General features: G+C 67.0%; 23 protein-coding genes. 10 read left to right on the top strand and 13 right to left on the bottom strand.

Annotated features, from left to right (window positions below; genetic code table 11):
• The first annotated feature begins 1 nt into the window (after position 1).
• A complete protein-coding gene (gene mscL, locus ACW170_RS03140; RefSeq protein WP_492088245.1) occupies positions 2–424 on the top strand; it encodes a large-conductance mechanosensitive channel protein MscL in 423 nt (140 codons plus the stop codon).
• A 14-nt stretch (positions 425–438) separates the two neighbouring features.
• Here the strand turns inward: mscL and ACW170_RS03135 are convergent, their stop codons facing one another.
• Positions 439–1,596: an N-acetyltransferase gene (locus ACW170_RS03135; RefSeq protein WP_492089131.1), complete on the bottom strand. Its 1,158-nt coding sequence runs from the start codon at positions 1,594–1,596 to the stop codon at positions 439–441.
• A gap of 99 nt (positions 1,597–1,695) precedes the next feature.
• Complete coding sequence (locus ACW170_RS03130) at positions 1,696–2,817, bottom strand: serine hydrolase domain-containing protein (protein ID WP_492088244.1); 1,122 nt, start codon at positions 2,815–2,817, stop codon at positions 1,696–1,698.
• Positions 2,818–2,965: 148 nt separating this feature from the next.
• Here ACW170_RS03130 and ppk2 point away from each other — a divergent pair, with 148 nt between their 5' ends.
• The 3 genes from ppk2 (at position 2,966) to ACW170_RS03115 (ending at position 5,947) form a co-directional block, all read left to right on the top strand.
• The gene (gene ppk2, locus ACW170_RS03125; RefSeq protein ID WP_492088243.1) at positions 2,966–3,715 is read left to right on the top strand and encodes a polyphosphate kinase 2; all 750 of its coding nucleotides are present in this window, start codon (positions 2,966–2,968) and stop codon (positions 3,713–3,715) included.
• 424 nt (positions 3,716–4,139) lie between these two features.
• Positions 4,140–5,570, top strand: a complete 1,431-nt coding sequence (gene tldD, locus ACW170_RS03120; RefSeq protein ID WP_492088242.1) for a metalloprotease TldD — start codon at positions 4,140–4,142, stop codon at positions 5,568–5,570.
• 59 nt (positions 5,571–5,629) lie between these two features.
• A complete protein-coding gene (locus tag ACW170_RS03115) occupies positions 5,630–5,947 on the top strand; it encodes a hypothetical protein (RefSeq protein ID WP_492088241.1) in 318 nt (105 codons plus the stop codon).
• 4 nt (positions 5,948–5,951) lie between these two features.
• Here the strand turns inward: ACW170_RS03115 and ACW170_RS03110 are convergent, their stop codons facing one another.
• Complete coding sequence (locus ACW170_RS03110) at positions 5,952–6,869, bottom strand: TraB/GumN family protein (RefSeq protein WP_492088240.1); 918 nt, start codon at positions 6,867–6,869, stop codon at positions 5,952–5,954.
• Between the two features lie 170 nt (positions 6,870–7,039).
• On the opposite strand from ACW170_RS03110, the gene ACW170_RS03105 reads away from it, so the two are divergent.
• Positions 7,040–9,112 (top strand): TonB-dependent receptor plug domain-containing protein, encoded by a 2,073-nt coding sequence (locus ACW170_RS03105; protein ID WP_492088239.1) that lies wholly within the window; start codon positions 7,040–7,042, stop codon positions 9,110–9,112.
• A 72-nt stretch (positions 9,113–9,184) separates the two neighbouring features.
• On the opposite strand, the gene ACW170_RS03100 is transcribed toward ACW170_RS03105, so the two are convergent.
• A complete protein-coding gene (locus tag ACW170_RS03100; protein ID WP_492088238.1) occupies positions 9,185–10,870 on the bottom strand; it encodes a peptide MFS transporter in 1,686 nt (561 codons plus the stop codon).
• A 250-nt stretch (positions 10,871–11,120) separates the two neighbouring features.
• On the opposite strand from ACW170_RS03100, the gene ACW170_RS03095 reads away from it, so the two are divergent.
• A complete protein-coding gene (locus ACW170_RS03095) occupies positions 11,121–11,882 on the top strand; it encodes an extensin-like domain-containing protein (protein WP_492088237.1) in 762 nt (253 codons plus the stop codon).
• A gap of 197 nt (positions 11,883–12,079) precedes the next feature.
• On the top strand, positions 12,080–12,283 hold the full coding sequence (locus ACW170_RS03090) for a cold-shock protein (protein WP_008264090.1): 204 nt from the start codon (positions 12,080–12,082) through the stop codon (positions 12,281–12,283).
• 18 nt (positions 12,284–12,301) lie between these two features.
• Here the strand turns inward: ACW170_RS03090 and ACW170_RS03085 are convergent, their stop codons facing one another.
• On the bottom strand, positions 12,302–13,240 hold the full coding sequence (locus tag ACW170_RS03085; protein ID WP_492088236.1) for a DMT family transporter: 939 nt from the start codon (positions 13,238–13,240) through the stop codon (positions 12,302–12,304).
• Between the two features lie 57 nt (positions 13,241–13,297).
• Complete coding sequence (locus ACW170_RS03080; RefSeq protein ID WP_492088235.1) at positions 13,298–15,481, bottom strand: histidine kinase dimerization/phosphoacceptor domain -containing protein; 2,184 nt, start codon at positions 15,479–15,481, stop codon at positions 13,298–13,300.
• 267 nt (positions 15,482–15,748) lie between these two features.
• On the opposite strand from ACW170_RS03080, the gene ACW170_RS03075 reads away from it, so the two are divergent.
• Positions 15,749–16,525: a transglutaminase-like domain-containing protein gene (locus ACW170_RS03075; RefSeq protein WP_492088234.1), complete on the top strand. Its 777-nt coding sequence runs from the start codon at positions 15,749–15,751 to the stop codon at positions 16,523–16,525.
• Positions 16,526–16,689: 164 nt separating this feature from the next.
• On the opposite strand, the gene ACW170_RS03070 is transcribed toward ACW170_RS03075, so the two are convergent.
• Together ACW170_RS03070 and rpmB are read right to left on the bottom strand one after the other, a co-directional pair.
• Positions 16,690–18,420, bottom strand: coding sequence for a M1 family metallopeptidase (locus tag ACW170_RS03070; RefSeq protein WP_492088233.1), 1,731 nt, complete (start codon positions 18,418–18,420; stop codon positions 16,690–16,692).
• 111 nt (positions 18,421–18,531) lie between these two features.
• Positions 18,532–18,828: a 50S ribosomal protein L28 gene (gene rpmB, locus ACW170_RS03065; protein ID WP_292123861.1), complete on the bottom strand. Its 297-nt coding sequence runs from the start codon at positions 18,826–18,828 to the stop codon at positions 18,532–18,534.
• Between the two features lie 219 nt (positions 18,829–19,047).
• Between rpmB and ACW170_RS03060 the strand changes: the two genes are divergently transcribed.
• A complete protein-coding gene (locus tag ACW170_RS03060) occupies positions 19,048–19,575 on the top strand; it encodes a DUF3617 domain-containing protein (protein ID WP_492088232.1) in 528 nt (175 codons plus the stop codon).
• A 3-nt stretch (positions 19,576–19,578) separates the two neighbouring features.
• Here the strand turns inward: ACW170_RS03060 and ACW170_RS03055 are convergent, their stop codons facing one another.
• From ACW170_RS03055 to fdxA, 3 genes are all read right to left on the bottom strand, one after another.
• Positions 19,579–19,962: a hypothetical protein gene (locus ACW170_RS03055; RefSeq protein WP_492088231.1), complete on the bottom strand. Its 384-nt coding sequence runs from the start codon at positions 19,960–19,962 to the stop codon at positions 19,579–19,581.
• A gap of 117 nt (positions 19,963–20,079) precedes the next feature.
• Entirely contained in the window at positions 20,080–20,610 is a 531-nt protein-coding gene (locus ACW170_RS03050) for a CarD family transcriptional regulator (protein WP_008260268.1), read from the bottom strand.
• Positions 20,611–20,935: 325 nt separating this feature from the next.
• On the bottom strand, positions 20,936–21,277 hold the full coding sequence (gene fdxA, locus ACW170_RS03045) for a ferredoxin FdxA (RefSeq protein ID WP_017505910.1): 342 nt from the start codon (positions 21,275–21,277) through the stop codon (positions 20,936–20,938).
• A gap of 183 nt (positions 21,278–21,460) precedes the next feature.
• On the opposite strand from fdxA, the gene ACW170_RS03040 reads away from it, so the two are divergent.
• Positions 21,461–22,087: a YceI family protein gene (locus ACW170_RS03040; RefSeq protein ID WP_492088230.1), complete on the top strand. Its 627-nt coding sequence runs from the start codon at positions 21,461–21,463 to the stop codon at positions 22,085–22,087.
• Here the strand turns inward: ACW170_RS03040 and ACW170_RS03035 are convergent.
• Together ACW170_RS03035 and ACW170_RS03030 are read right to left on the bottom strand one after the other, a co-directional pair.
• Positions 22,074–22,352, bottom strand: coding sequence for an RNA-binding S4 domain-containing protein (locus ACW170_RS03035; RefSeq protein WP_492088229.1), 279 nt, complete (start codon positions 22,350–22,352; stop codon positions 22,074–22,076). The genes ACW170_RS03040 and ACW170_RS03035 overlap by 14 nt on opposite strands.
• Entirely contained in the window at positions 22,349–24,853 is a 2,505-nt protein-coding gene (locus ACW170_RS03030; protein ID WP_492088228.1) for a helicase-related protein, read from the bottom strand. Before ACW170_RS03030 ends, ACW170_RS03035 begins: the two co-directional genes overlap by 4 nt.
• Between the last annotated feature and the right edge of the window lie 36 nt (positions 24,854–24,889).

The following is a 24,889-nucleotide window of genomic DNA, read 5'->3' as shown; positions in this document are numbered from 1 at the left end:
TATGAGCCTTTTGTCCGAGTTCCGCGAGTTTGCGGTCAAGGGAAACGTCGTCGATCTGGCCGTCGGCGTCATAATCGGCGCGGCCTTCAACGGCATCGTCAAGAGCCTGGTCGATCAGGTGGTCATGCCCCCTATCGGCCTGTTGACCGGCGGCATCGACTTCTCCGAACTGGAATGGGTCCTGCGCCCGGAAAACCCGGCGACTGAGGCGGTGGAAAAGGTCGCGGTCCAGTATGGCGCCTTCGCCAATACGGTGATCCAGTTCCTGATCGTCGCCTTCGTGGTCTTCATGGTGGTCAAGGGAATCAACGCCATGCGCCGCCAGGAGGCCGCCAAGCCCGATCCGACCCCCTCCGCGCCGACCACGACCGAAGCGCTGCTGATTGAAATCCGTGACGCGCTGAAGTCGCGCCCCGGCGCCTGAGCCTCAGGTCGGCCTCAGCCGCGCTGCGCCAGCCCCTGCCCCGCGCCTGGCGCCGTGATCTGGCCGCGCAGCGGCGCGCGCCAGGCGCGGGGCAGGGGCACCGCGCGGGCGCAGACGGCGTAGTCGCCGTCGAACGGCGTCGGCGACCAGGCGCGCGCCAGCTCCGGATCCTCGATGATGGCGTGGCAGTGGCCCCATCCGCCCTCGCGCCGCGCCTTGGGCGGCAAGGCCCCCAGTTGATCCAGGATTTCCGGCGTCGTGACCTGCAGCCGCACCTTGGCCGCGCCCAGGGTGCGGGCGTTGGCGATCAGACAGGTCGCCAAGGTTTCGATCGCCTGGGGCGCGTCCTTCAGCGCGACCAGATCGATGATGTCTAGACAGGGCGGTTCGATCAGGCTGGTCTTGGTCATCAGGGCTTCGGCCATCCCGACCAGCCGTCCCTCGCGCATGAGGCCCAGCAGGATCGGCGGCAGAGTCTGATCCGGATCGGACCGTCGCCAGTTCAGCACCTCGGGGCTGCGATCCGCCAGCAATCGCCCCTCGGCCGCCAGGGTGCGCCAGAAGTCGGCATAGGCCGAGGTCTCGCCGGTGTCGCGCAACATCACGACGTCCGCCGGAAGGCTCAGACGGCAGGGCCGGAACAGACGCGGGTTCATCAGCCGCTCGCCCAACCGCCGCGCGGTCTCCGCCGAGACATGGCCCAGCAGTGTCCGCAACAGACGGCCTTTCAGACAGGCCAGGCGATCGACCGCCCACGCCAGTTTCAGCGCATGGGTCGGCGTCGGGCCGGGCTTTAGTCCGAACAGTCGGTACAGGGGCGCCGAGCGCGCATTGGCGTTCAGGGTGTAACGGGCGAACAGATCCGGCTGGGCCAGCAAGGCTTCGATCAGCGGCCGGCTGGTGCCCTTGTGCTGGGGCGGCACGATGATGGAAAAGCCGGTCGCCCCGTGCAGCACCCGGTCGCCCCGGCGAAACCGTTGGATCAGATTGCCCAGCATGGCGACGGGCGCATCGTTCACATCTGTGACGACCCAGCCGACCGGGGCGTTGATGTCCAGCCGCGCCGGATTCTGTTCGAGCCAGCGCCACCCGGCATGCGACCGCTCGGGCCAGCCCACCTGTCGGTGCAGCCGATTCAGGGCCTCATAGTCGGATCGACGGATAGGCCGCACAGGCAACGGCGCTGTCTCCCATACTCAAGCCGGCCCATATCGGGACCGGGGTTACGACTTGAGCCGGGACACTGCAGGCGTCGGGCCAGATTGAGCCGCCTAAGCGCCCAAGGTTGCGATCAGATTTCGCATCAGGCCGCTGGTCGCCGCCTGGCCGGCGCCCTCGTTGCTCAGGCCGATGAAGGCCAGGCCTCGCGTGGGCGCGGCTATGGCGGTGGCGTACCACAGGGTGTTCGATCCATCGTGGGTCAGGACCGGTCCGCCGGCCCACGGAATCTGCGGCGGCGCGATCCACCCCAGGGCGTAGGGCAGGCCTTCGCCGGGGCCCGGGCCCGTGGCGGGGATCGTCAGTCGCCGGATCGTTTCGGGCTTCAGCCAGCCGTCGCCGTTCGTCAGGAACAGTCTCAGCCAGCGGCCATAGTCGGTCAGGCTCATATGGACCGTGCCCGCCGGGCCCAGGGCAGCCGGATTGTCCGCACCCGGATCGGCCGGGTTTACGGCTGTTCGGCCGGGCCCTTCGCCCCGGTGGCCCCAGACATTGTCCCCTCCCGCCGTATTGGTCTTCGGCGCCCCGAACCCGGCCGAGCTCAGGTCCAAGGGCCCGAACAGCTCGGCCTGCATCGTCTCTTCCCACGGTTGTCCCGCGATCCGTTCGATCGCCGCCCCGACCAGCATATAGTTGGCGTTGGCGTATTCGAACGCCCCCTTGGTCCCCGTCGGCGCGGCGCCTAAAATCCGTTCGACCACGGCCCGCCGCTGCTCGGGCAAGGGCCGGGGGTCGCCCCGCGCCGTCATGAAGAAGACCATGCCCAGGGTGTCGGCGTCTTTCACACCCGCCCGGTGATGCATGAAGTCGCTGAGGCGAGCGCCTTCCCAGGCCGGATCGATCTTCAGGCCGGGAAACAGCACGTCCATCGCCGCCTCCCAGTCCGCCCGTCCCTGATCGACCAGTCGCCCGTACAGGGCCGCCGTCATCGCCTTGGTGTTCGACCCCAGGTGCCAGCGGTCGTTCAGGCTCGCCGGATCGCTTGCGCCGACCCGGCGCAAGCCCCGCACCCCGGACCAGGCCAGGCCTTCGCGCGTCACCACGCCGCCGGCAAGAGCGACCGGCTGGGTCTGGGCGAAGGCGGCGTCCAGCGCGGCTTCATAGGCGTCGGCGGATGCGGCTCTGGCGTCCGTCGCTCCGGCGGTCGCGGCGGCGACGCCGGACATCATTAGCATTCGGCGGTTCAGCATCGTCGAAACCCCTCCCGGTTCGGACCACCCTAACCCCGGCGGGCGGTGCGGGCACGTGAGAAGACCGTCATCTTCGGGGCGCGTCCCGCCGCTCCGCTTGCTCTGGCGGGGCCCCCGTTCCACTGTCGCCCCCATGGGAAAGAAAACCGACGCCTACGAAACCGAGCTCGAGCAGCTTCAACTCGCCATGGTGAAGACCCAGGCCTGGACCATCGAACACGGTCTGAGGGTCGTTATCGTGCTCGAGGGGCGCGACACCGCCGGCAAGGACGGGGCGATCAAGCGGCTGACCGAATACATGTCCCCGCGCCAGACCCGCGTCGTCGCCCTGCCCAAGCCCAGCGACCGGGAGACCGGCCAGTGGTATTTCCAGCGTTATATCCCGCATCTGCCGGCGGCGGGCGAGACGGTTATCTTCAACCGCTCCTGGTACAACCGCGCCGGGGTCGAGCCGGTGATGGGCTATTGCACGCCCGAGCAGTACGCCCAGTTCCTGACCGACGCCCCCCGGTTCGAGCGGATGCTGACCGACGACGGGATTATCCTGATCAAGCTCTGGCTCGACATATCGCGCAAGGAACAGGCGAAGCGGCTCAAGGAACGTCGCGTCGATCCACTGAAGCGGTTCAAGCTGTCGTCGCTGGACGCCGAGGCCGAGGCCCGGTTCGACGCCTATTCCGACGCCCGCGACCGGATGCTGGACGAGACGGACCGTGACTTCGCGCCCTGGACCGTCGTCGCCACAGACGAAAAGAAGACGGCGCGGGTGAATGTGCTCCGATACATCCTGGCCGTTCTCGACCACTGCGGCGAGGAGATCGCGGCGCCTGACACGGAGGTGGTCTTCTCCGCCGGCAAGGCCAAGGGAAAGCTGGCGCGGTAGCCGGCTCGTTCCTTCCTTTCGTCATTCCGGGCGAAGCGCAGCGGAGACCCGGAACCCAGCGGCGCGCGAGAGCGCGAACCTGTCGCGGACTCCGACCTTCGACCACCGAGCGGCGGACCCATTTCGCCTTCGGCGCCGCTGGGTTCCGGGTCTTCGGGCCCAAGCGGCCCTCCGCCCGGAATGACGAAGGCGGGGTTGCTATCCAAATTGCGCGGGTTTCGCATCAAGGAATTCAACGCCTTACTTCGTCAAACCCGCCTTCGACCTATCACGCCTCCCAGCCGTGTTAGCCTCTCCCCTGGCCCAACCGCCGCAAGGAGATCGCCTAAACAATGGACGAAAATCGACTCCGAAAAATTCGAGTGGATTGAGTCTATTCCTCGCCACAGGTGACGAACCGCCCTCCAGCCCCTACCTACAGCCCATGACCGTTCACGCCGCCCCGCCCCCCATCCTCGACGCCGCCGGCGTCGATACCGACGAAGCCCTGTCGATCCTGAAGACGGCCCTGGCCGGCGCCGACGACGGCGAGCTGTTCCTGGAGCGGTCCGAGAGCGAGAGCCTGGTGTTCGACGACGGCCGGCTCAAGTCCGCCGCCTATGACGCGACCGAGGGCTTCGGCCTCAGGGTCGTGGCGGGCGAGACCGCCGGCTATGCCCACGCCAACGAGATCTCGGCCGCCGCCCTGCGCCGCGCCGCCGACAGCGCCGCCCTGGCCAAGCAAGGCCACGCCGCCCGCGTCGCCGAGGGGCCGCGCGCCACCAATCAGCAGCTCTACGACGCCGTTGATCCCCTCGCTTCGCCCGCCTTCTCCGACAAGATCGCCCTGCTGGCCGAGATCGACGCCTGGGCCCGCGCCCGCGATCCCCGCGTGGTCCAGGTCTCGGCCTCCCTGGTCGGCGAGCGCCGCGCCATCGAGATCCTGCGCGCCGACGAACGGGTGGTGCGCGACATCCGCCCCCTGGTCCGCCTGAACGTCTCCGTCACCGTCGAACAGAACGGCAAGCGCGAGAGCGCCTCGTCCGGCGCCGGCGGCCGTGCGGGCTTCGAGGCCTGGGTCGCGCCCGAACGCTGGCAGGCCCAGGTGGACGAGGCCCTGCGCCAGGCCCTGGTCAATCTGGACGCCATCGACTGCCCGGCGGGCGAGATGGACGTGGTCCTGGGGGCCGGCTGGCCCGGCGTCCTGCTGCACGAGGCCATCGGCCACGGCTTCGAGGGCGACTTCCACCGCAAGGGCTCCTCCGTCTTCAACGGCATGATGGGCCAGCGCGTTGCCGCCCCCGGCGTCACTGTGGTGGACGACGGCTCCATCGCCGGTCGTCGCGGCTCCCTGTCGGTCGATGACGAGGGCACCCCCACCTCGCGCACCGTCCTGATCGAGGACGGGATCATGGTCGGCCTGATGCACGACCGACTGTCGGCGCGTCAGCTGGGCGTCGCCGCCACCGGCAACGGCCGTCGCCAGTCCTTCGCCCACATGCCCATGCCGCGCATGACCAACACCTTCATGGAAGGCGGCAAGGATTCGAAGGCCGACATGATCGCCAATACCAAGCGCGGCCTCTACGCCGCCAACTTCTCGGGCGGCCAGGTGGACATCACCAACGGCAAGTTCGTCTTCCAGTGCAACGAGGCCTATCTGATCGAGGACGGGGTCATCACTGCACCCGTCCGTGGCGCCACCCTGATCGGCGACGGCGCCACGGCCCTGACCAAGATCCAGATGATCGGCGACGACTTCGCCTTCGACCCCGGCGTCGGCGTCTGCGGCAAGGCCGGCCAGGGGGTGCCCGTCGGCATCGGCCAGCCCTCGCTGAAGATGGGCGGCCTGACCGTCGGCGGAACGGCGGTCTGACCCGGCCGGAACCCTAATCGCCGAGCGCGTGTTTCCTCGCCACACTGGAGAGGAACACCATGCCCACCGAACGCACCGTCGAACACCCTGACGGCCGGGTCGAACGGATCACCGAGAACGATCCCGCCCCCGCTCCGGCAGCAGACCCCGTCGTCGTCGAGCGCCGTCGTGGCGGGGGCCTGGGCGGCGTCATCGCCCTGGTCATCGGCCTGGCCCTGGTCCTGATCATCGGCTGGTTCCTGATGAACATGAACCGCAACGACGCCATCGAGTCCAACGCGATCGCCGGAGCCGCAGAGAGCGTCGGCGGCGCGGCTGAGAACATCGGCGACGCCGCACGCGACGCCGTGCCGGACCGTCAGGCCCCTGCGAACTAAGGGGTCAGGGGGCTGAGGGCCGCCAGTCGGGTCCGAGCGGCTCCAGCCCCTGGGCTTCCAACCGGTCCAGGACGCCGTTCGGCTCCGCCAAGAGACGAAGCGGCGCAATGGCCACCGTTACGCCGGGCTGTGACAGGGCGTCGTCTACGGCCTTGTTCCAGATGCCCCGCAAGGTCTCGCCCTCGCCCATCACCGCCCAATAGGAGCAGGTGTTCGTCGCCTGCTCCAGCGGCGAAGCGAGCACGGCCGGAACGTGCCTGCGTCGCCAGGCCTCGGCCCGCCGTCCGCCCTCGGCCTCGCCGGCTTCTGCGGCCGTCGTCGCCCGTTCAATACAGTCCAGATAGGCTTCGGGCGGCGTGGTCAGAATCTTCTCAACCATCTCGTCGCCCCGGAAGACGCCGACCGGCTCGGCCGGCTTGCGGGATTTGCGCGCCGCCCCGCGCACCACCTCCGACACGGGCCGCGCGCGGCGGGCATAGCCGCCGTGTTCCATCAAATCGGCCGACAGCATCAGCATGCTCTTGCGGCTTGGCCCCTCGGCCGTAATCCGCTCCACCCGCGCCTCGAGCTCGGCGGGGAGGTAGTCCGCGCTCGTGCGATCATTGGGCAGGCGTGTCAGAGTGCGCATCCGCCAGATCAGCCGCCCGACATCCGCCAAAGACGCCTGGCCCTGTACCGGAAACAGCACCCGATCCGCACCTTCCACCGCCGAGACCAGTGCGTCTGTACGCCATTCCATGTCTCGCGGAAGACCGTCGATCGACCCCACCAGGATCAGGGTGCTGTCGCCGCGCTGAACCTCCCACATCGGCCCCTCGATTCGACGGGCGGTGACGATGATGTCCTCGACCGCGTCAGGAGCCGGTGCCGCATCCTGTGCCGCCGCCGGTCGTCCATCGCCACAAACAAGCAACAGAGCCACGATAATAGAGAAGGGTCTGATCATTACACTAACCTAGTACAGTGGCTTTCTGTTTCGTAATGAAATCCCGGTAATGCTGTCGTCGATTTAATCCACCTTTCGGCCTTGTAACTGGAGATGAATGCGGCGGATCGGCACACCTCTCGCCAACGAACGAGAGGGGAAGACCGATGACCAAGACCCTGCTGCTGGCCACCACCGCCCTGCTGCTTTCCGCCGCGAGCGCCTATGCCGGCGACGAACCGCAGGTGGCCCAGGCGCCCGTGCCGACCGGCCCGACCAGCCAGGCGCCCCTGGCCGACGCCGCCCAGCGCGGCGTCCTGATCTTCACGCCGGACTTCTTCCTGGCCCAGCGCCCCAATACGGCGCTCGACATGGTCAACCGCGTGCCCGGCTTCGAGCTGGACGACGGCAGCGGCGCGCGGGGCTTCGAAGGGGCCGTCGGCAATGTGCTGATCAACAACGCTCGCCCGGCCTCCAAGAACGACGCCGGCTCCAACGTTCTCAGCCGCACTCCGGCCCGTCAGGTCGAACGGGTCGAGCTGATCCGCGGCGGCGCGCCGGGCATCGACATGCAAGGCTTTTCGGTCGTGGTGAACGTCATCTTGAAGAAGGAGGCCAGCCGTCAGTCGATCCTGACCTGGAACACCACCCAGTTCGAGGGATCGGGTCAGGACCTCTACGGCGGCAGCTATCAGTTCACGGCGCGCGACGGCGACCGCAGCTGGGGCGTGACCCTGTCGGATGGGATCAGTATGAGCGATTCCAATGGTCCCGGCCGCCTGATCCGCCGCGACGCAGCCGGGAACATCCTGCGCGACGAGATCACCGACACCGACGGCTATGGCGGCGGAAACTCGATCCGCGGCACCTATGCCGGGCCGCTGGCGGGCGGGAAGGTGGATCTGACCGCCCGCTACGGGATCAACGATTGGCAGGGGTACAACACCAGCCGATCCGCAACCGCCTTCCGCGAGAGCCTGGACAGCGAGGACGCCGACGGCGGCGAGTTCGGCGTCACCTGGGAACGGCCCCTCAACGACCGCTTCAAGCTGGAGACCCGGCTGATGCACGAGTTCGGCAGCTGGGACGGGGTCTCGACCTATAATGTCCTGAACAACAGCGTGGACGCGCCAGAACAGGTGTTCGCCTATTCCGGCGAGAACTCCGAGACCATTCTGCGGGCCTTGGTTCGCCACGAACGTTCGCCGAAGCTGACGATCGAGACCGGCGGCGAGGTCGCCTACAATATGCGCCAGACCGACCAGGCCTATAGCGAAGGCGGCGTGCCCATTCCCCTGCCCAGCGCCTCGGTCAAGGTCGAGGAGACGCGCGGCGAGGCCTTTTCCAAGGGCACATGGCGGCTGCACCCGGACCTGACGCTGGAGGCCGGAGTGCGGCTGGAAGCTTCAACCATCAGCCAGTCGGGCGACGCCAATCAGGAGAAGAGCTTCTTCTTCGCCAAGCCTCGGTTCATGGCCACCTGGACCCCGATGCCCAACAACCAGCTGCGCTTCCGCTTCGAGCGCGAGCTGGGACAGCTGGACTTCTCGGACTTCGCCGCCTCGGCCGACCTGGACGAAGAGAATGTCTATGGCGGCAATGTCGATCTGGAGCCGGAGCAGCGCTGGATCTCGGAACTGACCTATGAGCGCCGATTCTGGGGCGAAGGCGTGGTCTCCATCGGCTATCGTCATGACGAGATCATCGACGCCATCGACTGGATACCCCTGGACGATGGTCTGTCGGCGGTGGGCAATATCGGCGAGGGAACGCTGGACCAGCTGTCGTTGAACGTGACCGTGCCGCTGGAAAAGCTGGGCCTGTCGGGCGCCCGCTTCACCTTCCGCAACGACTGGAACAAGACCGCCGTCACCGATCCGACCACAGGCAAGGAACGTCCCATCTCGGACGAACGGCCGACCCAGGCCAATATAGGCATCGAACAGGACATCACCCGCTGGAAGCTGCAATGGGGCGTGAACTGGCTGCCCTATCTGGGCGAGAGCAGCTATTCGCCGGATCAGGTCTCCAGGTGGCGCGGCACGGACTATTACGAGATGTTCGCCGAGTACAAGCCCAGCCCGACCCTGGCCATCCGCGCCCAACTGAACCTGTGGGATGACTTCACCAGCAGCCGCACGGTCTTCGCCGACCGCGACACCCGCGCCGTGGCCTTTGTCGAGGACAGCAGCTTCGATCCGCGCACCTTCGTCTCGCTGCGGGTCCGCAAGACCTTCTGAGCCGAGCCCGGCCCAGCAAAAAGCCCCGGCGGATCGCTCCGCCGGGGCTTCTTTACGTCAGGTGCTGCGGGTTCAGTGAACCCCGGCCATGCCCTTCTTGAGCAGGGGCGACATCAGCAGCAGGAAGACGCCGACGCCGACGCCCGTCCAGCCGATGGTGCCGAAGATCGACCCATAGGTCTGCAGCGCCAGCGCGGGGCTGGTCACGACCCCGGCGACCGTATCGGTCGCCGTCGCCTTGGCGATCAGGCCGGCGACGATGTGGGCGACCGAGCTGGACAGGAACCAGACGCCCATCATCATCCCGACCACGCGCGCCACCGACAGTTTGGTGATCATCGACAGGCCGACCGGCGACAGGCAGAGCTCGCCGATCGTGTGGAAGAAGTAGGTCAGGAACAGGAACAGCAACGGCACCCGGAAGGCGTCATTGGCCTGGGTTCCCGCCGCCCAGGTCAGGACCAGGAAGCCCAGGCCCACGAAGACCAGGCCGAACGAGAACTTGACCGGGGTCGAGGGCTCCAGGTTCCGTTTCGCCAGCCAGACCCACAGCGCGGCGATGATCGGACCGCCGATGATGATGATGCCGGGGTTGAACATCTGAGTGTAGCCGGCGTTGAACCAACTGGGCATCTGGGTCGACTGGTCAGCGAACAGGGTCAAGGACGACCCGGCCTGTTCGAACAGGGCCCAGAACAGCACCGAGAAGAAGATCAGCAGCTGAGCGACCAGCATGCGGCTGCGTTCGGCGCCTTTCAGCCGGAAGACCGTATAGCCGACCACCGAGGCGAAGATGACGCCGGCGATCCAGGGCAGGCCCGTCTCGATGATCTCGTGGCGTTGCATCAGCAGCCAGGTCGGGATGACGGCGACAAGGCCGGCGATCCAGAAGAAGGGCACCAGCGGCACGCCCAGGATCGAACGCCCCTCCACCGGGATGGGTGGTGCGCCGCGACCTTCAAGCCAGGACTGGCCCAGGACGAAGGTCAGCAGACCGAACAGCATGCCGATGCCCGCCAGGCCGAAGCCGTAAGCCCAGCCATAGTTGAAGCCGAGATAGGAACAGGCCGCCGTCGCCAGGAACGAACCCAGATTGATGCCGACGTAGAAGATGGTGAAACCCCCGTCGCGACGGGGATCGTTCTCTTCATACAGGGCGCCGACGACGGTCGAGATGTTGGCCTTCAGGAAGCCCACGCCGACGATGATCAGAGCCAGGGCCAGGAACAGGACCGGCTCGCCGAGCGCCGTATCGCGCTCGGTTTCCAGCGTATATCCGCCTGTGGCGGTGAAGGCCGGGAAACCGGCCGCGGCGGCAGGAGCGGTCGCGGCGTTTGCGGCGGAAGGTTCGGCGCCGAGGGTCGAAACCCCCTCCGGCGTGATCGATATGGGCACGCGCTGGTCGCCGTTGACGGCGAACATTTGCCGGTTCTGATCGCGGCCGTCGACCTGGATCTGATAGGTGGTGTCGCCGATGGTCAGGCTTTCACGACCGCCCGTGCCCTCGAAGGCCATCGTGAAGTGACCCATGACCAGCAGGACGGCCCCGATGATGACGGCCTTGCGCGATCCCAGATATCGGTCGGCGATCATGCCGCCGATGACCGGCATCAGATAGACCAGGGCCGCATAGGCCGCGTAGATGCCCTGAGCCTCGGCCGGGCCGAACAGGAAATGCTGCACCAGATACAGGGTCAGCAGGACCCGCATGCCGTAATAGGAAAACCGTTCCCACATCTCGGTGAAGAACAGGACCACCAGGCCCCGCGGGTGCCCGAGGAAAGTCTTGCGAGGCTCGAGCGCCCCCCCATCCGTCGCTGTCAACGGCTCACTCCCAACTGCCGCGCCGCAAGTGGGCGCGCGAAAGGCGCATACCCAGCACAGCGGGCAAATCCGAACAAGTGTTAAGGCTGTCGCGCCCCCTTCTACCGGATCACGCGCCGGATGAACGTTTCGCGTCCTTGCGGCGTTTGCCAGCGGGACCGTGTGCGGTCCATGCTGGGGATGTATGAAGCGCGACTTCGCCGATTTCTGGAATCTGCTTTGGGAGGTCGGGCTGTTGGCCTGCGCCGCCTTTGCGCTGTTGAACGCCTTTGCGCCGCCCCAGGACCTGCCGTGGAAGCCGTTGGACCTCAACCAACCCTTGGGGCGTGCGACAGCGGCCAAGGTGGCGGACTTCGACCTTCCCGCCACGGCGGCGCCGGAAGAGGTGGAGGGGGCGACGGAGGCCTGTATGCAGGTGCTGCGCGAGGCGGGCGTAGACGTCTCGCGGGCGACGGATCGCGACGACGGTGGCTTTTGCGTCGTGCGCGGGGCGGTGCGGATCACCGGCGGGGCGGTCACGCCCCTGGCCCCGGCCGATGTGGTGATGCAATGCCCGCTGGCGGTCCGCTATGTCATCTGGGATCGCCAGGTGTTGCAGCCGGCGGCGCGCGAGATACTGGGCTCGGCCCCGGCGCGGGTCGAGAATTACGGGACCTATTCCTGCCGCCGGATCTATGGATCGGAGGACGTGCAGGAGCGGCCCAGCGAACACGCCCGCGCCAACGCCCTCGATGTGGCGGGTGTGACGCTGGAGGATGGGCGAACGATCAGCGTGCTTAACGACTGGCGCGGCCAGGGTCCGGCGGGCGAGCCGGGCGGGCGGTTCCTGCACGCGGTGCGCGACGGCGCTTGCCGGCTGTTTTCCACGGTTCTGACGCCGGATTACAACGCCGCCCATGAGAACCACCTGCATATCGACGGCGCCGAGCGCGGCCTGTGCCGTTAAGCTTGAATCACCCCTCAGGCGAATCGCTTTGCTGTTGACCGACTGGAAAAGCCGGGTGACAACAACAGCACAGTCCGGATTTTGCGTGGGGTCCACACCCGCGTCTCGCTCCTTCGCCTGAACGAGCTGTCCAGATGGATTGTCGGGTCACCCCGAGGGGGATCCGCCTGGAAAAGCGCGTTTACGGAGACGCAGACATGGCGACCGGTACGGTCAAGTGGTTCAACCCCACCAAGGGCTATGGATTCATCCAGCCCGACAGCGGCGGCTCTGACGTGTTCGTGCACGTCACCGCCGTTCAGAAGGCCGGCCTTCAGGGTCTCGATGAAAACGCCAAGGTCGAATACGAGCTGGAAAACCAGCGCGGCAAGACCTCGGCGATCGACCTCAAGCTCCTCTAAGCCGAACGGCCGACAAGGCTATGGAACAGGCGCGGGGGTCTCCTCTGCGCCTGTTTTCGTTTGTGATCCCGGCGTCTTCTGAGATCGCTGGGCCATCACGATGGCGCCCAGCACCAGGGCGCCGCCCAGGGCCTGTATGGGCGTCAGGGTCTCGCCGAATATCCACCAGCCCAGCAGGCCGGCGACGACCGGCTGGATCAGGATGGTCACGGCGGTGATGGAAGCCGGCAGCTTGCCCAGGGCCCAGGCGACGCCGCCCTGGCCGAAGACGTGCATCACCCCCATGGCCGCACAGGCGGCCCATCCCGCCGCGCTCGCCGGAATGATGTCCTCGCCCAGGGCCAGGGCGACGATCAGCAGCAGGGGCGCGCCCAGCAGGGTGGCCCAGAAGGTGACGCGCATGGCGCCCGCCGTGGCGCGCGCCGCCTTCACCGCCAGGAAATAGCCCGAGTACCAGACCGCCACCGACAGGGAGAAGGCGTCGCCCAGCGGCGGATTGGTCCCCTGGCCCCCATCGGCGCCCGCCGCCATGGCGAAGGCGCCGCCCATGGCCAGAACCAGGGCCAGCAGGAACAGTCGGCGCGGGGCCTCCTTCAGCACGATCCAGCCGAACAGGGTGACGACGACCGGCGTCAGGTTGCACAGGACCGTGGCGTTCGCGACCGAGGTCATGACGATGCCGTAGTGCCAGAAGCTGAGATCCAGGGCGAAGAACAGTCCCGCCAGCAGCGCCCATTTCGATGGGGCGGCGATCCCGCCCGGCTCGCGCGACGCCAGCAGAGTCAGCAAAGGCAGGGCGAAGATGAACCGCCAGAATCCGGCCGCCGCCGGTCCCGTCTCGGTCAGGCGCACCAGGATCGGCGCCAGGCCCAGCACGCAGGCGGCGATCAGCAGGACGATCAAGGCGAAGGCGCGCGGGGAGACGAGCGACGAGACGCGTGAGGCGAGGGGAGGCATGCGGCCTCTTACGCCGCCCCGCGACCTTCCGCCACAGGGAGCCGTCTTGCCCGATGATCAGACCAGTTCGGAGACGGGGTCGATCCTGGCCCGCAGCACGACTTCCAGACCCGGCGCCTGGTTGCGATAGTCGATACGGCCGTCCAGCTGGGCGACCAGGCTGCCGATCATCATCGACCCGAAGCCCTTGCCGGCCTTGTGACCGCCCCTGCCGTCGTCGGCGACGACCAGTCGCAGCATGTCGCCCGACTCGCTCAGGCTGATCCGAAGCGGGCCTGGGCGGCCGTCATAGGCGTATTTTTGGGCGTTGATGATTAGCTCGGTCAGGATCAGCCCCATGGTCACGGCTCGACCGGCGTCGATACAGACCGGCGCCAGGTCGGTCTCGATGACGGCGGCCCAGTCGGCGCCCATGCTGGCGCCCAGGTCATCGACCAGTTCGCGGATATAGCGGGACATGTCGATGGTGGCGTCCTGATCGCCCCGATAAAGACGCGTATGGACGGTCGAGACGGCGCGCACGCGCCGTCGCGCCTCCTGCAGGGCCGAGCCTGCGGGGCCTTCGCCCAGGTCCCGCGCCTGGAGGCCCAGGAAGCTGGAGACCAGGGTCAGGCTGTTCTGGACCCGGTGATTGACCTCGCGCATCAGATACTGCTGCTGCTCCAGCTTCAGGTCGCGCTCCGTCAGCCGCGCCAGCAGCGACTGGTTCTGGTTGCGCAATTGGTTGACCGCCGCGAAGTCAGACAGGGCGTCCCTCAGGCGTGCGACGGACTCGACGGCGGCGGCGCTCCAGCGTCGGGCGCGGCCCGTAACAGTCTGGGACCAGCCCTCGAAGGAGGCGCGGGGCGTCAGGGCGCCGCCGGACGTCGACTTGACGGCGGTGGACGGATCCCCGGCCCAACGGACCGTCTCCAGGATTTCCGAGCGGAACCACAACAGGGACAGGGGCTGGTCCCCTGCCAATCGAACCGCCAAAAGGCCGCTGGCGTGGGCGCGCCAGGCCTCGGCCTCGGGCAGCAAGGCGGAAAGGGCGCTGGAGGCCACGGGGCGCAGGCCGGGTTGTCGGCACAGCCAGTTCGACAGTCGGCGTACAGCCTCCTCCGGCGGGGCGTAGCCGAAACAGGCGATCTGGTCGCTCCGCACTATGGCCAGACCGTCCGCCCCGACCAGATCGGTCAGTTGACCCGAATGTTCGGCCAGGGCGGCGTCCAGGTCGCGGTCGGTGGACAGGCGGACGATCAGTTCGTCCTCCAGCCGGCGCAGTCTGACGCGCTCGCGATACAGTTCGGCGTCGGCCTTCGTCTTCAGCTGGCGGGCCAGACCTCGGGCCAGGGTGGTGCAGGCGACCCTCAGCTCATAGGGCAGCAGATGCGGCGTCGTGCTGTGACAGGCGACCAGTCCCCACAGGGCGTCATCGACGATGATCGACACCGAAGCTGAGGCGCGCACCCCCATGTTCTTCAGATACTGGATATGGACCGGCGAGACGGCCCGAAGGCCGCTGTCGCTCATGTTCAGCGGAGTCTCGCCAGGCGCGACGGGGCGCAGGGGCTGTGGGGCATAGCGGCTGTCGGGAATGACCCGAACCGGATTGCGCAGATACAGGGCGCGGGCCTGACGGGGGATGTCGGTGGCGGGGAAATGATGGTTGAGGAAGGATCCGGCGCCGGTCGCGCGGGATTCGGCGATGACCTGGCCCGCCTCGTCGTCGAGGAAGCGATAGATCATGACCCTTTCGAAGCCCGTCAGGCTGCGAAAGGCCTCCGCAGCGCGCTCGCACACGCTCTGAACCGACGCCGCCCGCTCGAGCGCTGCGCCTGCCGCGTCGATCCTGGCGATCAACTCGACGCCGAGCCGAGCCTGCTGCGAGCTCTGCTCGATCTCGACAATCATCCGATCCTGGCCGTCAGCCCGACCCGGGTCCCCCGCGTAGTGGGCGACCACGTCGTATTCCAGCCGATTGGCGGCGCGCCAGCGGCCGGCGAAACCCGTCTCCGAGGTTCGCGCCATTCCGCTCAGGCGGCGGCCGACCACATCGCCCAGCAGAACCGCCACGTCCTGGCCGATCCACGCCGGCTTGCCCGTCAGTTCCTCTATGAGCCCTGCGCCCTGTTCGATGGTCAGGGTCTCGGCATTCAGGACCAGGAGGAGGCCGTGGGGCTGGATCGCCTGCGGCGCGTGGATCGGCTCCCGATCACAATCGGTCAGGTCGATGTCGTCCTCGAGAGCGGAATCGGTCACGCCTGACGGCTTTCCGTCGGCGACGTCTTATCCGAAAGGGCGCCAATCAAGCGCTGCCGCATCCATCCATCAGGGGAAGTGTCGATTAGGGGGGATGCCATAGGTGATTACACTAACATATTGCTGTCGCTTGTCTATTTCCGATCCGAAACGTACGGTTGCGGACGTTTTGTGGCGGCGTGGACCTGTGTGAGAGCCTGGCCATGGAACGGCCGCAGTCGCGTGGCGTTGGGGGCTGACTCCCCCTTCCAATTGACTGGTCCCTATATGAAACTGCGCGTCCGCGCCGAGCTCGTCTATCGTTTCGATCCGCCGACGGACGCCATCTACAAGATCCAGGTCGCCCATTGGCCGGGCCAGGACATCCTCCAGGAAAGCCTGACCTTCGATCCGCCGGTCGAGTTTCACGAGGACGAGGACGTCGATTTCGGCGCCCGGACCCTGCGCTGCCACGTCGAGGGCGAGGTGACCCTGATCTATGAGGCGGTGGTCGAGAACGGCGTGTTGAAGGGGCTTCCGCCCAGCGTGTCGCAACATGACTGGGGTGAACTGCCGGCCGAGGTTCTGCCCTATCTGCAACCGAGCCGCTATTGCCCGTCAGACCAGTTCGGTCGGTTCGTCACGCGCGAGTTCGGCGACACCTCGGGCGGGGCCCGGGTGCTGGCGATCTTGGACTGGATCACCGAGAACCTGGATTATGAGCACGGGGTGTCGGACACCGAGACCACGGCGGCGCGCACCTTCATCGACCGGGCCGGGGTGTGCCGCGACTTCACCCACCTGGGCATGACCTTCTGCCGGGCGTCGGGGATTCCGGCGCGGGCGGTCAGCGCCTTCGCGCACCAACTGAACCCGCCCGACTTCCACGCCATCTTCGAGGTCTGGCTGGACAACGGCTGGTGGCTGGTCGATGCGACGCGGCTGGCGCCGGTCGAGGGTCTGGTGCGGATCGCCTGCGGACGCGACGCGGCGGACATCGCCTTCCTGACCACTCAGGAACGGTGCCAGATGGTGCGGCAGTCGGTGACGGTGGCGCCGGCTTAGGGTCTTTCCAACACCCATCCGTCATCCTCGGGCTTGACCCGAGGATCGGGCGTAGTGGCGGACTGGGCCTAACGCTTCTGTATGAGCTGAAGATCATCCGATCCTCGGGTCAAGCCCGAGGATGACGGAGATTGGGAGCGATGACGGAGATTGCGCGTGGGAAACTACTGCGTCTTCGCCTTCTGCTCTGCCTTATAGGCCTGCAGCGCGTCGATCACGTCCATCTGGCGCAACACCTTGTTCTGCGGGTCGATCAGGATGTGGGCGCCGGCCGGGACCGCGACCTGCCCGCGACCGTCGGTCATGGCGATCGTCTGGACGCGGCCGTCGATCTCGACGTCCAACGGCATGGGGAAGGTTTCGCCGTTCCCGCTTGCCCATTCCAGTCGCAGCACGTCGCCGTCTTGCGTCTGGGTCAGCACCGGCAGGGCGGCGTTGTAGAGATAGCCGCGGAAGAACCAGCCGTAGTCCTGGCCCGTCACCTCATTGACGATCTGCAGGAAGTCCGGCGTCGAACGGTACAGGGGCTGGAAGCCGCCGGGCCGGGGATCATCCGTCCCATAGACCAGACGGGTCAGAGCCTGGTGGAAGGCGGCGTCCCCGATCAGCATCCGCAGCGAATGGCTGATCAACGAGCCCTTGGAATAGATGTCGCCGCCGGGGCCGACGTCGCCCTTGTAGACCTCGTCCTCGGTCTTGGGCGTGCCTGAGACCACGGGGAATTTGTTGACCAACCCCTCGCGCTGGTTCGCCAGCTCGCGTTGCATGTAGCGGTCGCCCAGCAGCCAGCGGGCGTAGAGGGGTTGCATATAGCTGCCCAATCCCTCGTGCAGCCACATGTCGTCGGCGTTCTGGTTGGTCAGCTGGTTGCCGAACCATTCGTGGGCGAACTCGTGCTGCAGCAGCCAGTCATAGCCGCGCCCGTCGATCTTGTAGCCGTTGCCGTAGGCGTTGATGGTCTGGTGCTCCATGCCCAGGTGCGGGGTCTCGACCACCCCCATCTTCTCGTCGCCGAAGGGGAAGGGGCCGACGCTCGCCTCGAAGAAGTCCAGCATCTTGGGGAATTCGGCGAACAGGGCCTGGACCTTCTCAGGCGCATCTGACTTCAGATGCCAGTAGTTCATCGGGATCGTGTTGCCGAACCGGCTTTGGTACTCGCCGCTGACCTCCTCGTAGGGGCCGACGTTCAGGGCGATGGCGTAGGTGTTGGGGCTCTTCGCCGACCAGTTCCAGGTGGTCCAGCCGTCGCCGTGATCGACCTTGCCCAGAAACCGACCGTTGGACGGCGCCGACAGGTCGGACGGGACGGTGATGTGCAGATCGACCCGGGCGGGCTCGCCATGCGGGCTGTCGATACAGGGCCAGAAGATGTCGCAGCCTTCGCCCTGGACGGCGGTGGCGATCCAGGGTTCGCCCGAGGGCGCGGTCGACCAGACGAAGCCGCCGTCCCAAGGGGCGCGGGGCGCGACGCGGGGCTGGCCGGCATAGGCCACGCGCAGAGCGACGGACTGGCCTGTCGTCAGGGTCTGGGGCAGATCGACCGTCAGCCGCCCTTCGGGGTTGGACCAGCGGTCGGCGGCCATTGCGACGCCGTCGATCTGGACCGAAGAGATCGGCAGGAGCGTATCCAGATCCACCACCAGCCGAGCGAGGGGGGCCTTGGCGGTGAAGCCCAGCACCGCGACGGCGTCGATCGCCTTGTCCTGCAGGATGACCCGGATGGACAGATCGGCGGTATCGAACCGCATCGCCTGCTGCTCTGCGGTCAGAGGCTGGTCCGTGGCCAGGGTGTAGGGGGTGGAATCGCGCACCGGCGGCGGAGCGTCGCTCAGCGTCGCACAGGCCGACAGCGTCAGGGCGGCGGTCGTGAAGACTAGTGTGCGGGCGACGGTCATGCGGAATCCCCTCCGGTTACGGTTCGGGATTAGCCCTGCCCCGGAAGGCGCGCAAAGAAAAAGGCCGGCGTCGCCGCCGGCCCCTTCCAGAACAGTTTCAGCTGTCGCCGATCAGGCGGCGGCTTGCTCGGCCAGCTTGGCGCGGACCTGACGCTTGATGCGCTGGGCGGCGATCGACAGCTGCTCGTCGCGGGCCTTGACGATGAAGGCGTCCAAACCGCCCTTGTAGTCGAGGGTGCGCAGCGCGGCGTTCGAGATACGCAGCGAGAAGGTCTGACCCAGGGAGTCCGAGGTGACCTTGACCGTCTTCAGCGACGGCAGGAAGCGGCGCTTGGTCTTGATGTTCGAGTGGCTCACGCTATGGCCGACCATCGGGCCGATACCGGTGAGTTCGCAACGACGCGACATCGTCAGATCCTTAAGGTGCGGCGTCCGGCCCGAAGCGTGGGAGAAGACGCATGAAACAAGTACGCGCGGGGAACAGCCCGCGCGAGAGGGGGCCGTATAAGGGAAGAGGTGGTCGGGCGTCAAGCCGAGTCTTGGCCCGGTTTCGGGGATCGCCGCAATGGCGTCGGAACCGGGTGTCGTTCAGGCGTCATTCAAATGACGCGCGCTATGAGTCATATCATGAAGATCCAAGCTGAACAGAAGGCCGCCATGTCTCGCTCCTCCCCGATCGCTTCTCTGTCCAAACGCGCCCGGTCCCTCAAGCTGTGGGCCGTGCTGGCGCCGGTGATGGCGGGCGGCGTCATGCTGGCCGCACCCGCCATCGCGCCCGCCCAGACGGCGCCGGCCCAGGCCGAGGTGCTGCCCGGCTATTGGGAATACACGACCAGCGCGGTCGGCCAGCGCGACACGGAGCAGAAGTGCGTCCGCCCCAGCGAGATCAACCGCTTCTTCGGCGGCCTGTCGACCAACCGCTGGCGCTGCACCTATCCGACACGCGTGGTGGGAGACGGCCAGGCGCGGTTCGAGGGGACGTGTCAGGACAAGAAGGGCCGTCGCGTCAATGTGCGACTTTCTGGAACCTATGAGGACACCAGCTTCAGCTTCCGCGGCGGCGCCCAGCTGCTGCGCGGCACGCCCTATATTCCCGCCACGATCACCGCGCGTCGCATCAGCGCCCAATGCCCGGCCAACGCCGAATATTTCTGAGCCTCAGACCGGTTCGGTGCGGGCGACCACATAGGTATGGGTCTGGTCGCCCGTGGACAGGCTGACGTATTCGCCGGTCTCGAGAATTTCGTCGGCGAGGCGGAAACCGTGGGCGTCGTCCGCCTCGCCGGGTTCGAAATCCAGGAACCAGCGGTCGGGCGCCGCGTGACGCAGTCGTCCGAAGGCCAGGGTGGCGCCGTGCGAGAATCGACGGACGCGGCATTTTTCGGGGGCCTCGCGCCAGGCGGCGGCGTCCAGGCGGCGGTCGGCTTTCAGCGGCGCCAGGATGTCATAGCCGGCGTCGTGGTCCCCCTCTGGGTGCTGCGGTTCGCGCGCCAGTTCCAGACGGATGTGGTGGAAGCCCAGCGGGGCGGCGGCGTCGGTCATGATCGGCTCCTTGTCGGAACACATCAGACCCTGGGCGCGGCTAATCCGCCTTGATGTCGGTCAAACCAAAAAGGCCCCGGATCGCTCCGGGGTCTTTTCGTTCGTCTGGAGCCGGGATCAGGCCGCTTCAGCGGTCGGGATCGGCTTCTTGGCGCTGAGCGACTTGGCCAGCAGTTCGACAGCCGCGTCCTTGTCGATCTTGTTCGCGGCGGCGACTTCGCGCGCCATCCGGTCCAGGGCCGATTCATAGAGCTGGCGCTCCGAATAGGACTGTTCCGGCTGGGTGTCGGCGCGGTGCAGGTCGCGAACCACTTCGGCGATGGAGATCAGGTCGCCGGAGTTGATCTTGGCTTCATATTCCTGGGCGCGGCGCGACCACATGGTGCGCTTGATACGGGCGCGGCCCTTCAGGGTGGTCAGGGCCTTGGTCACGACGTCGTCGGCGGCCAGCGAACGCAGGCCGGCCGTCGCGGCCTTCTTGGTCGGAACGCGCAGGGTCATCTTCTCGTGGTCGAAGGTCACGACATAGACTTCCAGCGACATGCCCGCGACTTCCTGAGTCTCGACCGCCGCGACCTTGCCGACGCCATGCGCCGGATAGACGACCGCGTCGCCAACCTTGAACTCCAGACCAGTCTTGCTCGTCATATTCGTCCTTTCCCGGTTCAGGGCCGGGCGAAGCGAAGGCGCGATCGACGCAAACAGGACCTCAACCGTCGGTGGGAGCCGTCGGGGAGGTCATGCTGGGCGTCAAATGCGGAAACGGATCACCAAACCTCTGGCCGATCCCGTCTATGGGCGGGATTCTGTCGCAAACACGGGCGGCGCGAAGTTTTCGCGGACCGCCCGATCCAATGAAAGAGACCCTATCACAAAATGACGGATTTTCAAAACGTCCACAGGCCTGCCGAGGATTTGCGACAGTTTGACCTTGGTCGTCCGGCAGGGATTGACGCCGAAAACCGTCGCCGGCTCAGGAGCCCTTGCCGGGCTTGGGGCTGAAGTATTTCTCGTACTTGCCCGTCTCGCGTTCATACTGTTCACGGTCGGCGGGGGGCGTGCCCTTAACGGTGATGTTGGGCCAGACCTTGGCGTATTCGGCGTTGACCTGAAGCCACTTGCCGTCCGGCTCGTCCTCGGTGTCGGGGACGATGGCGTCGACGGGGCATTCGGGCTCGCAGACGCCGCAGTCGATGCACTCGTCCGGCGCGATGACCAGGAAGTTCTCGCCTTCGTAGAAGCAGTCCACCGGACACACTTCCACGCAGTCCATGAACTTACATTTCACGCAGGCGTCGGTGACGATGTAGGTCATTGGGCGGCGAAAAGGATCAGGACTGTGGGTGAGAGGCTGCGACATGGCGGCCGTGCAACCAACTGTCAACAGCGGGGCTTAAGCTTGGAGACGTTCGCAGGCGGCCTGGCGCGCCTTGACAACAGTCAGGCTAAATCGCAACTGTAGTGATTGCATATCTCAGTCCTCAACCGGAACATCACCATGCGCACCCCCTTCATGAAATACGCCCTCGCCGGCGCCCTTGCCGTCAGCCTCGCCGCCGGCGGCGCCGTGGTGGCCCAGGCGGCCTTGACCAAGAACCCGGCCGAGGTCACCGCCGGGAACTATGATCTGGAGTCCAGCCACGGCAAGATCACCTGGTCGGTCAACCATTTCGGCCTCTCGACCTACACGGGTCAGTTCGTGAACGTGAAAGCCGAGTTGAAGCTGAACCCGGCCAATCCGTCCGCCTCGACCCTGACCGCCACCATCCCGCTGACCGACGTCGCGCCGAACGATGACCGGCTGAAAGCCCATCTTCAGACCGCTGACTTCTTCGACACCGCCAATCATCCGACCGCAACCTTCGTCTCGCGCTCGGTGACGGTCGATGCGGACGACGCCAACGAGGCGACCGTGGTCGGCGACCTGACCCTGCGCGGCGTGACCAAGCCCGTGACCATCGAGGTCGAGTTCAATGGCGCCGGCACGGTCATGGGCGCTTACAAGGCTGGCTTCGACGGAGAAGCCACCATCAAGCGTTCGGACTTCGGCATCAACTACGCCCTGCCGGCCGTTTCGGACGAGGTGAAGCTGCACATCGAAGGCGAGTTCGTCATTCAGAAATAAGGGCGTAAAGGGCGCGGGCCTCCTCAGCAGGTCCGCGCCGCTCGCCCAGGGCCTCGACCCTCAGAGTCGTCACCCGCCCGTTCTGGGCGAAGGTCAGCAGGTCGCCCGGATGAACGCAGCGGCTGGGCTTGTCCAACCGCGCCTCGCGTCCCTGATGGGTCAGGCGCACCGCGCCCCTCTCGACCAGATCGGCGGCCAGGCCCCGCGTCTTCGCAAATCGGGCGCGCCACAGCCAAATGTCGATGCGGCAGGCGTTGTCGCTCAAGCTTGAGCCTTTCGACGACGCCGAGACCGTTTGGCTCGCGTCGACGTCGCTGCAGGCGCTGTCAGGGCGGCCAGGGCGGCGAAGGGCGAATCCTTGGGCGGCTTCGGCGCGACGCCGGGCTTGTCGGGCTGGCGGGCGCGTTCTGTCTTCAGGGCGGCGATAACCTGTCTCGCCTGATCGGCGGTCCAGCCCAGGTCGACCAGGGCTGCGTCGGACAGCCGGCCGCGATCCGCAGTATTGGCGGCGCGCAAGTCGGCCATCTTTTCCAGGGTCTCAACCGGCGCCAGCCAACGACCGGCCGCGCGCAGACCGTGGGCCGAAAGCAGGCGGGGCGACGGTGGTTCGGGCGGCGCTGGGATCAGGTCGGGTGTCGCCGGGATCAGGGGGGCGTCCAGGAAGGCCTGGGCGAAATGGCGGGCGCGGGGCTTTTGCAGGCCCGGCAGCCAGACGGAATGGGCGCCGATGCGGATGGCGAAGCTCTTCAGCGTGCGCCGCTCGACCTGGCTAAGGGCGGCCAGGTCGCGCTCGACATCACGCCGATCGATCAAGCCGCCAGCCTCGATCAGGCGGAAGGCGATGCCGCGCGGCAGGCCCTTCAGGGCCCCTGACTCCACCGCCTGGCGCAGACGGCGAAGATCACGCAGGGCGCGGCCCGCCTCGAACGCCAGCCAGGCCTCTATGCGGCGTTTGGCCCGCTCACGGGCGGGTGTCGGCCCCAGTTCGCCCAGCAGCCGGACGGCGGGCGCGAAGGGATCGGCTCCTGCGGGCGTGGCCTGGATCTGGGCGGTTAGGACGCCGCGCCACAGGACGGCTCCATCCGGCGTCACGGCGAAACCGTCGTCGGTCTCGGCGGCGAGACGGCCCAGGCGGCGGTTGATCTCGGGCGTCACGGCGCGGACCGCCGCCTGGCGCAGGGTGCGGTCTTCCAGGGCCGATGCGCCCTTCTCCATCTGGAAGCGGACGCCCTCAAGCTGACCGACCACCTGGCCCTCCACCGTGACCTCGCCGTCCTCAGCGACGCCTGCGAACGTGTCCTCGCGCACGTTCAGGGCCCGCATCAGGGCGGTGGTCCGACGGTCGACGAACCGCGCGGTCAGCCGCTCGTGCAGAACGTCGGAGAGGCGGTCTTCCAGGGCGCGGGTCTTGTCGCGCCAGCCCTGGGCGTCGTGAACCCAGTCAGGGCGGTTGGCGATGTAGGACAGGGTACGGACAGCCGACAGTCGCGCCGACAACTGGTCGATCTGGCCGTCGTCGCGATCCACGAAGGCGAAGCGCGGCGCCATCCAGTCGTCGGTCAGCCGGCCCCGCTTGCTGGTCAGGGCATGGAAGACGTCCTTGGCCAGACGGGCGTGTTCATCCAGCGTCGTCTTCTGGAAGTCCGGCAACTGGCAGGCCTCCCACAGCCGCATGACGGCCCCGCGCGACCGGCCGATACGGGCCACCTCCTCGTCCTTGATCAGGCGGCGCAGCAGGGTCTCGTCCAGGGCTTCGGCCGTCAGGCTTAGCCCCGCCCGTTGGGGCGTGACGGTGAGGGAGCGCAGCAGGTCGGGCAGGGTGTCGAAGTCCAGTCTGGCGTTGCGCCATTCGGCGGCTTCGACCGGATCAAACCGGTGCTCGACCACCTGTTCGACCAGGTCGTCGTCCAGATCCTCAGCCTCGGCCGTGACCCCGAAGGTGCCGTCGCGCAGGTGGCGGCCGGCGCGACCGGCGATCTGACCGATCTCGTGGGCGTGCAGCCAGCGAGTCCGCCGCCCATCAAACTTTCTCAGGCCCGCAAAGGCGACATGGTCCACATCCATGTTCAAACCCATGCCGATGGCGTCGGTAGCGACCAGGAAGTCGACCTCGCCCGACTGGTACAGGGCGACCTGGGCGTTGCGGGTCCGGGGGCTGAGCGAGCCCATGACCACGGCCGCGCCGCCCCTCTGGCGCCGGATCAGTTCGGCTATGGCGTAGACCCGCTCGGTGCTGAAGGCGACAATGGCGCTGCGGCGGGGCAGGCGGGTCAGCTTCTTGGACCCGGCGTAGGACAGGGTGGACAGTCGATCCCGTGTCACAATCTCCACGTCCGGGACCAGCCGGCGGATCAACGGCTCAAGCGTGCCGGCGCCCAGGAACATGGTCTCGAACCGGCCGCGCGCGTGCAGCAGTCGCTGGGTGAAGACATGGCCCCGCTCAGGATCTGCGACCAACTGGATCTCGTCCACGGCCAGGAACTCGACCGACCGCTCCAGCGGCATGGCCTCGACGGTGCAGACGAAATAGTGCGGTCGCGGCGGGACGATCTTTTCCTCGCCGGTGATCAGGGCGACGGCGGCCGCCCCCCGCTGTTTGACGATCCGCTCGTAAATCTCGCGGGCCAATAGCCGCAGCGGCAGGCCGATCATGCCCGAGGCGTGACCCAGCATCCGCTCGACCGCCAGATGGGTCTTGCCGGTATTGGTGGGCCCCAGAACCGCGGTGACGCGGGATGGGGCGAGGCCTGCGGACCGGTCGCTCATGACCTGCATAAGGTGGCGACGATTTCCGTGCGGCTC

Source organism: Brevundimonas sp. FV2ps16 (assembly GCF_058681075.1).
The sequence above is the reverse complement of the archived record's forward strand: the minus strand, read 5'-3'. Positions and strand labels throughout refer to the sequence as shown.

What these genes read in the sequence shown, in the direction of transcription:
- mscL (WP_492088245.1), top strand. Translation starts at nt 2, where the DNA reads ATGAGCCTTTTGTCCGAGTTCCGCGAGTTTGCGGTCAAGGGAAACGTC.
- ACW170_RS03130 (WP_492088244.1), bottom strand. Translation starts at nt 2,817, where the DNA reads ATGCTAATGATGTCCGGCGTCGCCGCCGCGACCGCCGGAGCGACGGAC.
- ppk2 (WP_492088243.1), top strand. Translation starts at nt 2,966, where the DNA reads ATGGGAAAGAAAACCGACGCCTACGAAACCGAGCTCGAGCAGCTTCAA.
- tldD (WP_492088242.1), top strand. Translation starts at nt 4,140, where the DNA reads ATGACCGTTCACGCCGCCCCGCCCCCCATCCTCGACGCCGCCGGCGTC.
- ACW170_RS03115 (WP_492088241.1), top strand. Translation starts at nt 5,630, where the DNA reads ATGCCCACCGAACGCACCGTCGAACACCCTGACGGCCGGGTCGAACGG.
- ACW170_RS03105 (WP_492088239.1), top strand. Translation starts at nt 7,040, where the DNA reads ATGACCAAGACCCTGCTGCTGGCCACCACCGCCCTGCTGCTTTCCGCC.
- ACW170_RS03095 (WP_492088237.1), top strand. Translation starts at nt 11,121, where the DNA reads ATGAAGCGCGACTTCGCCGATTTCTGGAATCTGCTTTGGGAGGTCGGG.
- ACW170_RS03090 (WP_008264090.1), top strand. Translation starts at nt 12,080, where the DNA reads ATGGCGACCGGTACGGTCAAGTGGTTCAACCCCACCAAGGGCTATGGA.
- ACW170_RS03085 (WP_492088236.1), bottom strand. Translation starts at nt 13,240, where the DNA reads ATGCCTCCCCTCGCCTCACGCGTCTCGTCGCTCGTCTCCCCGCGCGCC.
- ACW170_RS03075 (WP_492088234.1), top strand. Translation starts at nt 15,749, where the DNA reads ATGAAACTGCGCGTCCGCGCCGAGCTCGTCTATCGTTTCGATCCGCCG.
- ACW170_RS03070 (WP_492088233.1), bottom strand. Translation starts at nt 18,420, where the DNA reads ATGACCGTCGCCCGCACACTAGTCTTCACGACCGCCGCCCTGACGCTG.
- rpmB (WP_292123861.1), bottom strand. Translation starts at nt 18,828, where the DNA reads ATGTCGCGTCGTTGCGAACTCACCGGTATCGGCCCGATGGTCGGCCAT.
- ACW170_RS03060 (WP_492088232.1), top strand. Translation starts at nt 19,048, where the DNA reads ATGAAGATCCAAGCTGAACAGAAGGCCGCCATGTCTCGCTCCTCCCCG.
- ACW170_RS03055 (WP_492088231.1), bottom strand. Translation starts at nt 19,962, where the DNA reads ATGACCGACGCCGCCGCCCCGCTGGGCTTCCACCACATCCGTCTGGAA.
- ACW170_RS03050 (WP_008260268.1), bottom strand. Translation starts at nt 20,610, where the DNA reads ATGACGAGCAAGACTGGTCTGGAGTTCAAGGTTGGCGACGCGGTCGTC.
- fdxA (WP_017505910.1), bottom strand. Translation starts at nt 21,277, where the DNA reads ATGACCTACATCGTCACCGACGCCTGCGTGAAATGTAAGTTCATGGAC.
- ACW170_RS03040 (WP_492088230.1), top strand. Translation starts at nt 21,461, where the DNA reads ATGCGCACCCCCTTCATGAAATACGCCCTCGCCGGCGCCCTTGCCGTC.
- ACW170_RS03030 (WP_492088228.1), bottom strand. Translation starts at nt 24,853, where the DNA reads ATGAGCGACCGGTCCGCAGGCCTCGCCCCATCCCGCGTCACCGCGGTT.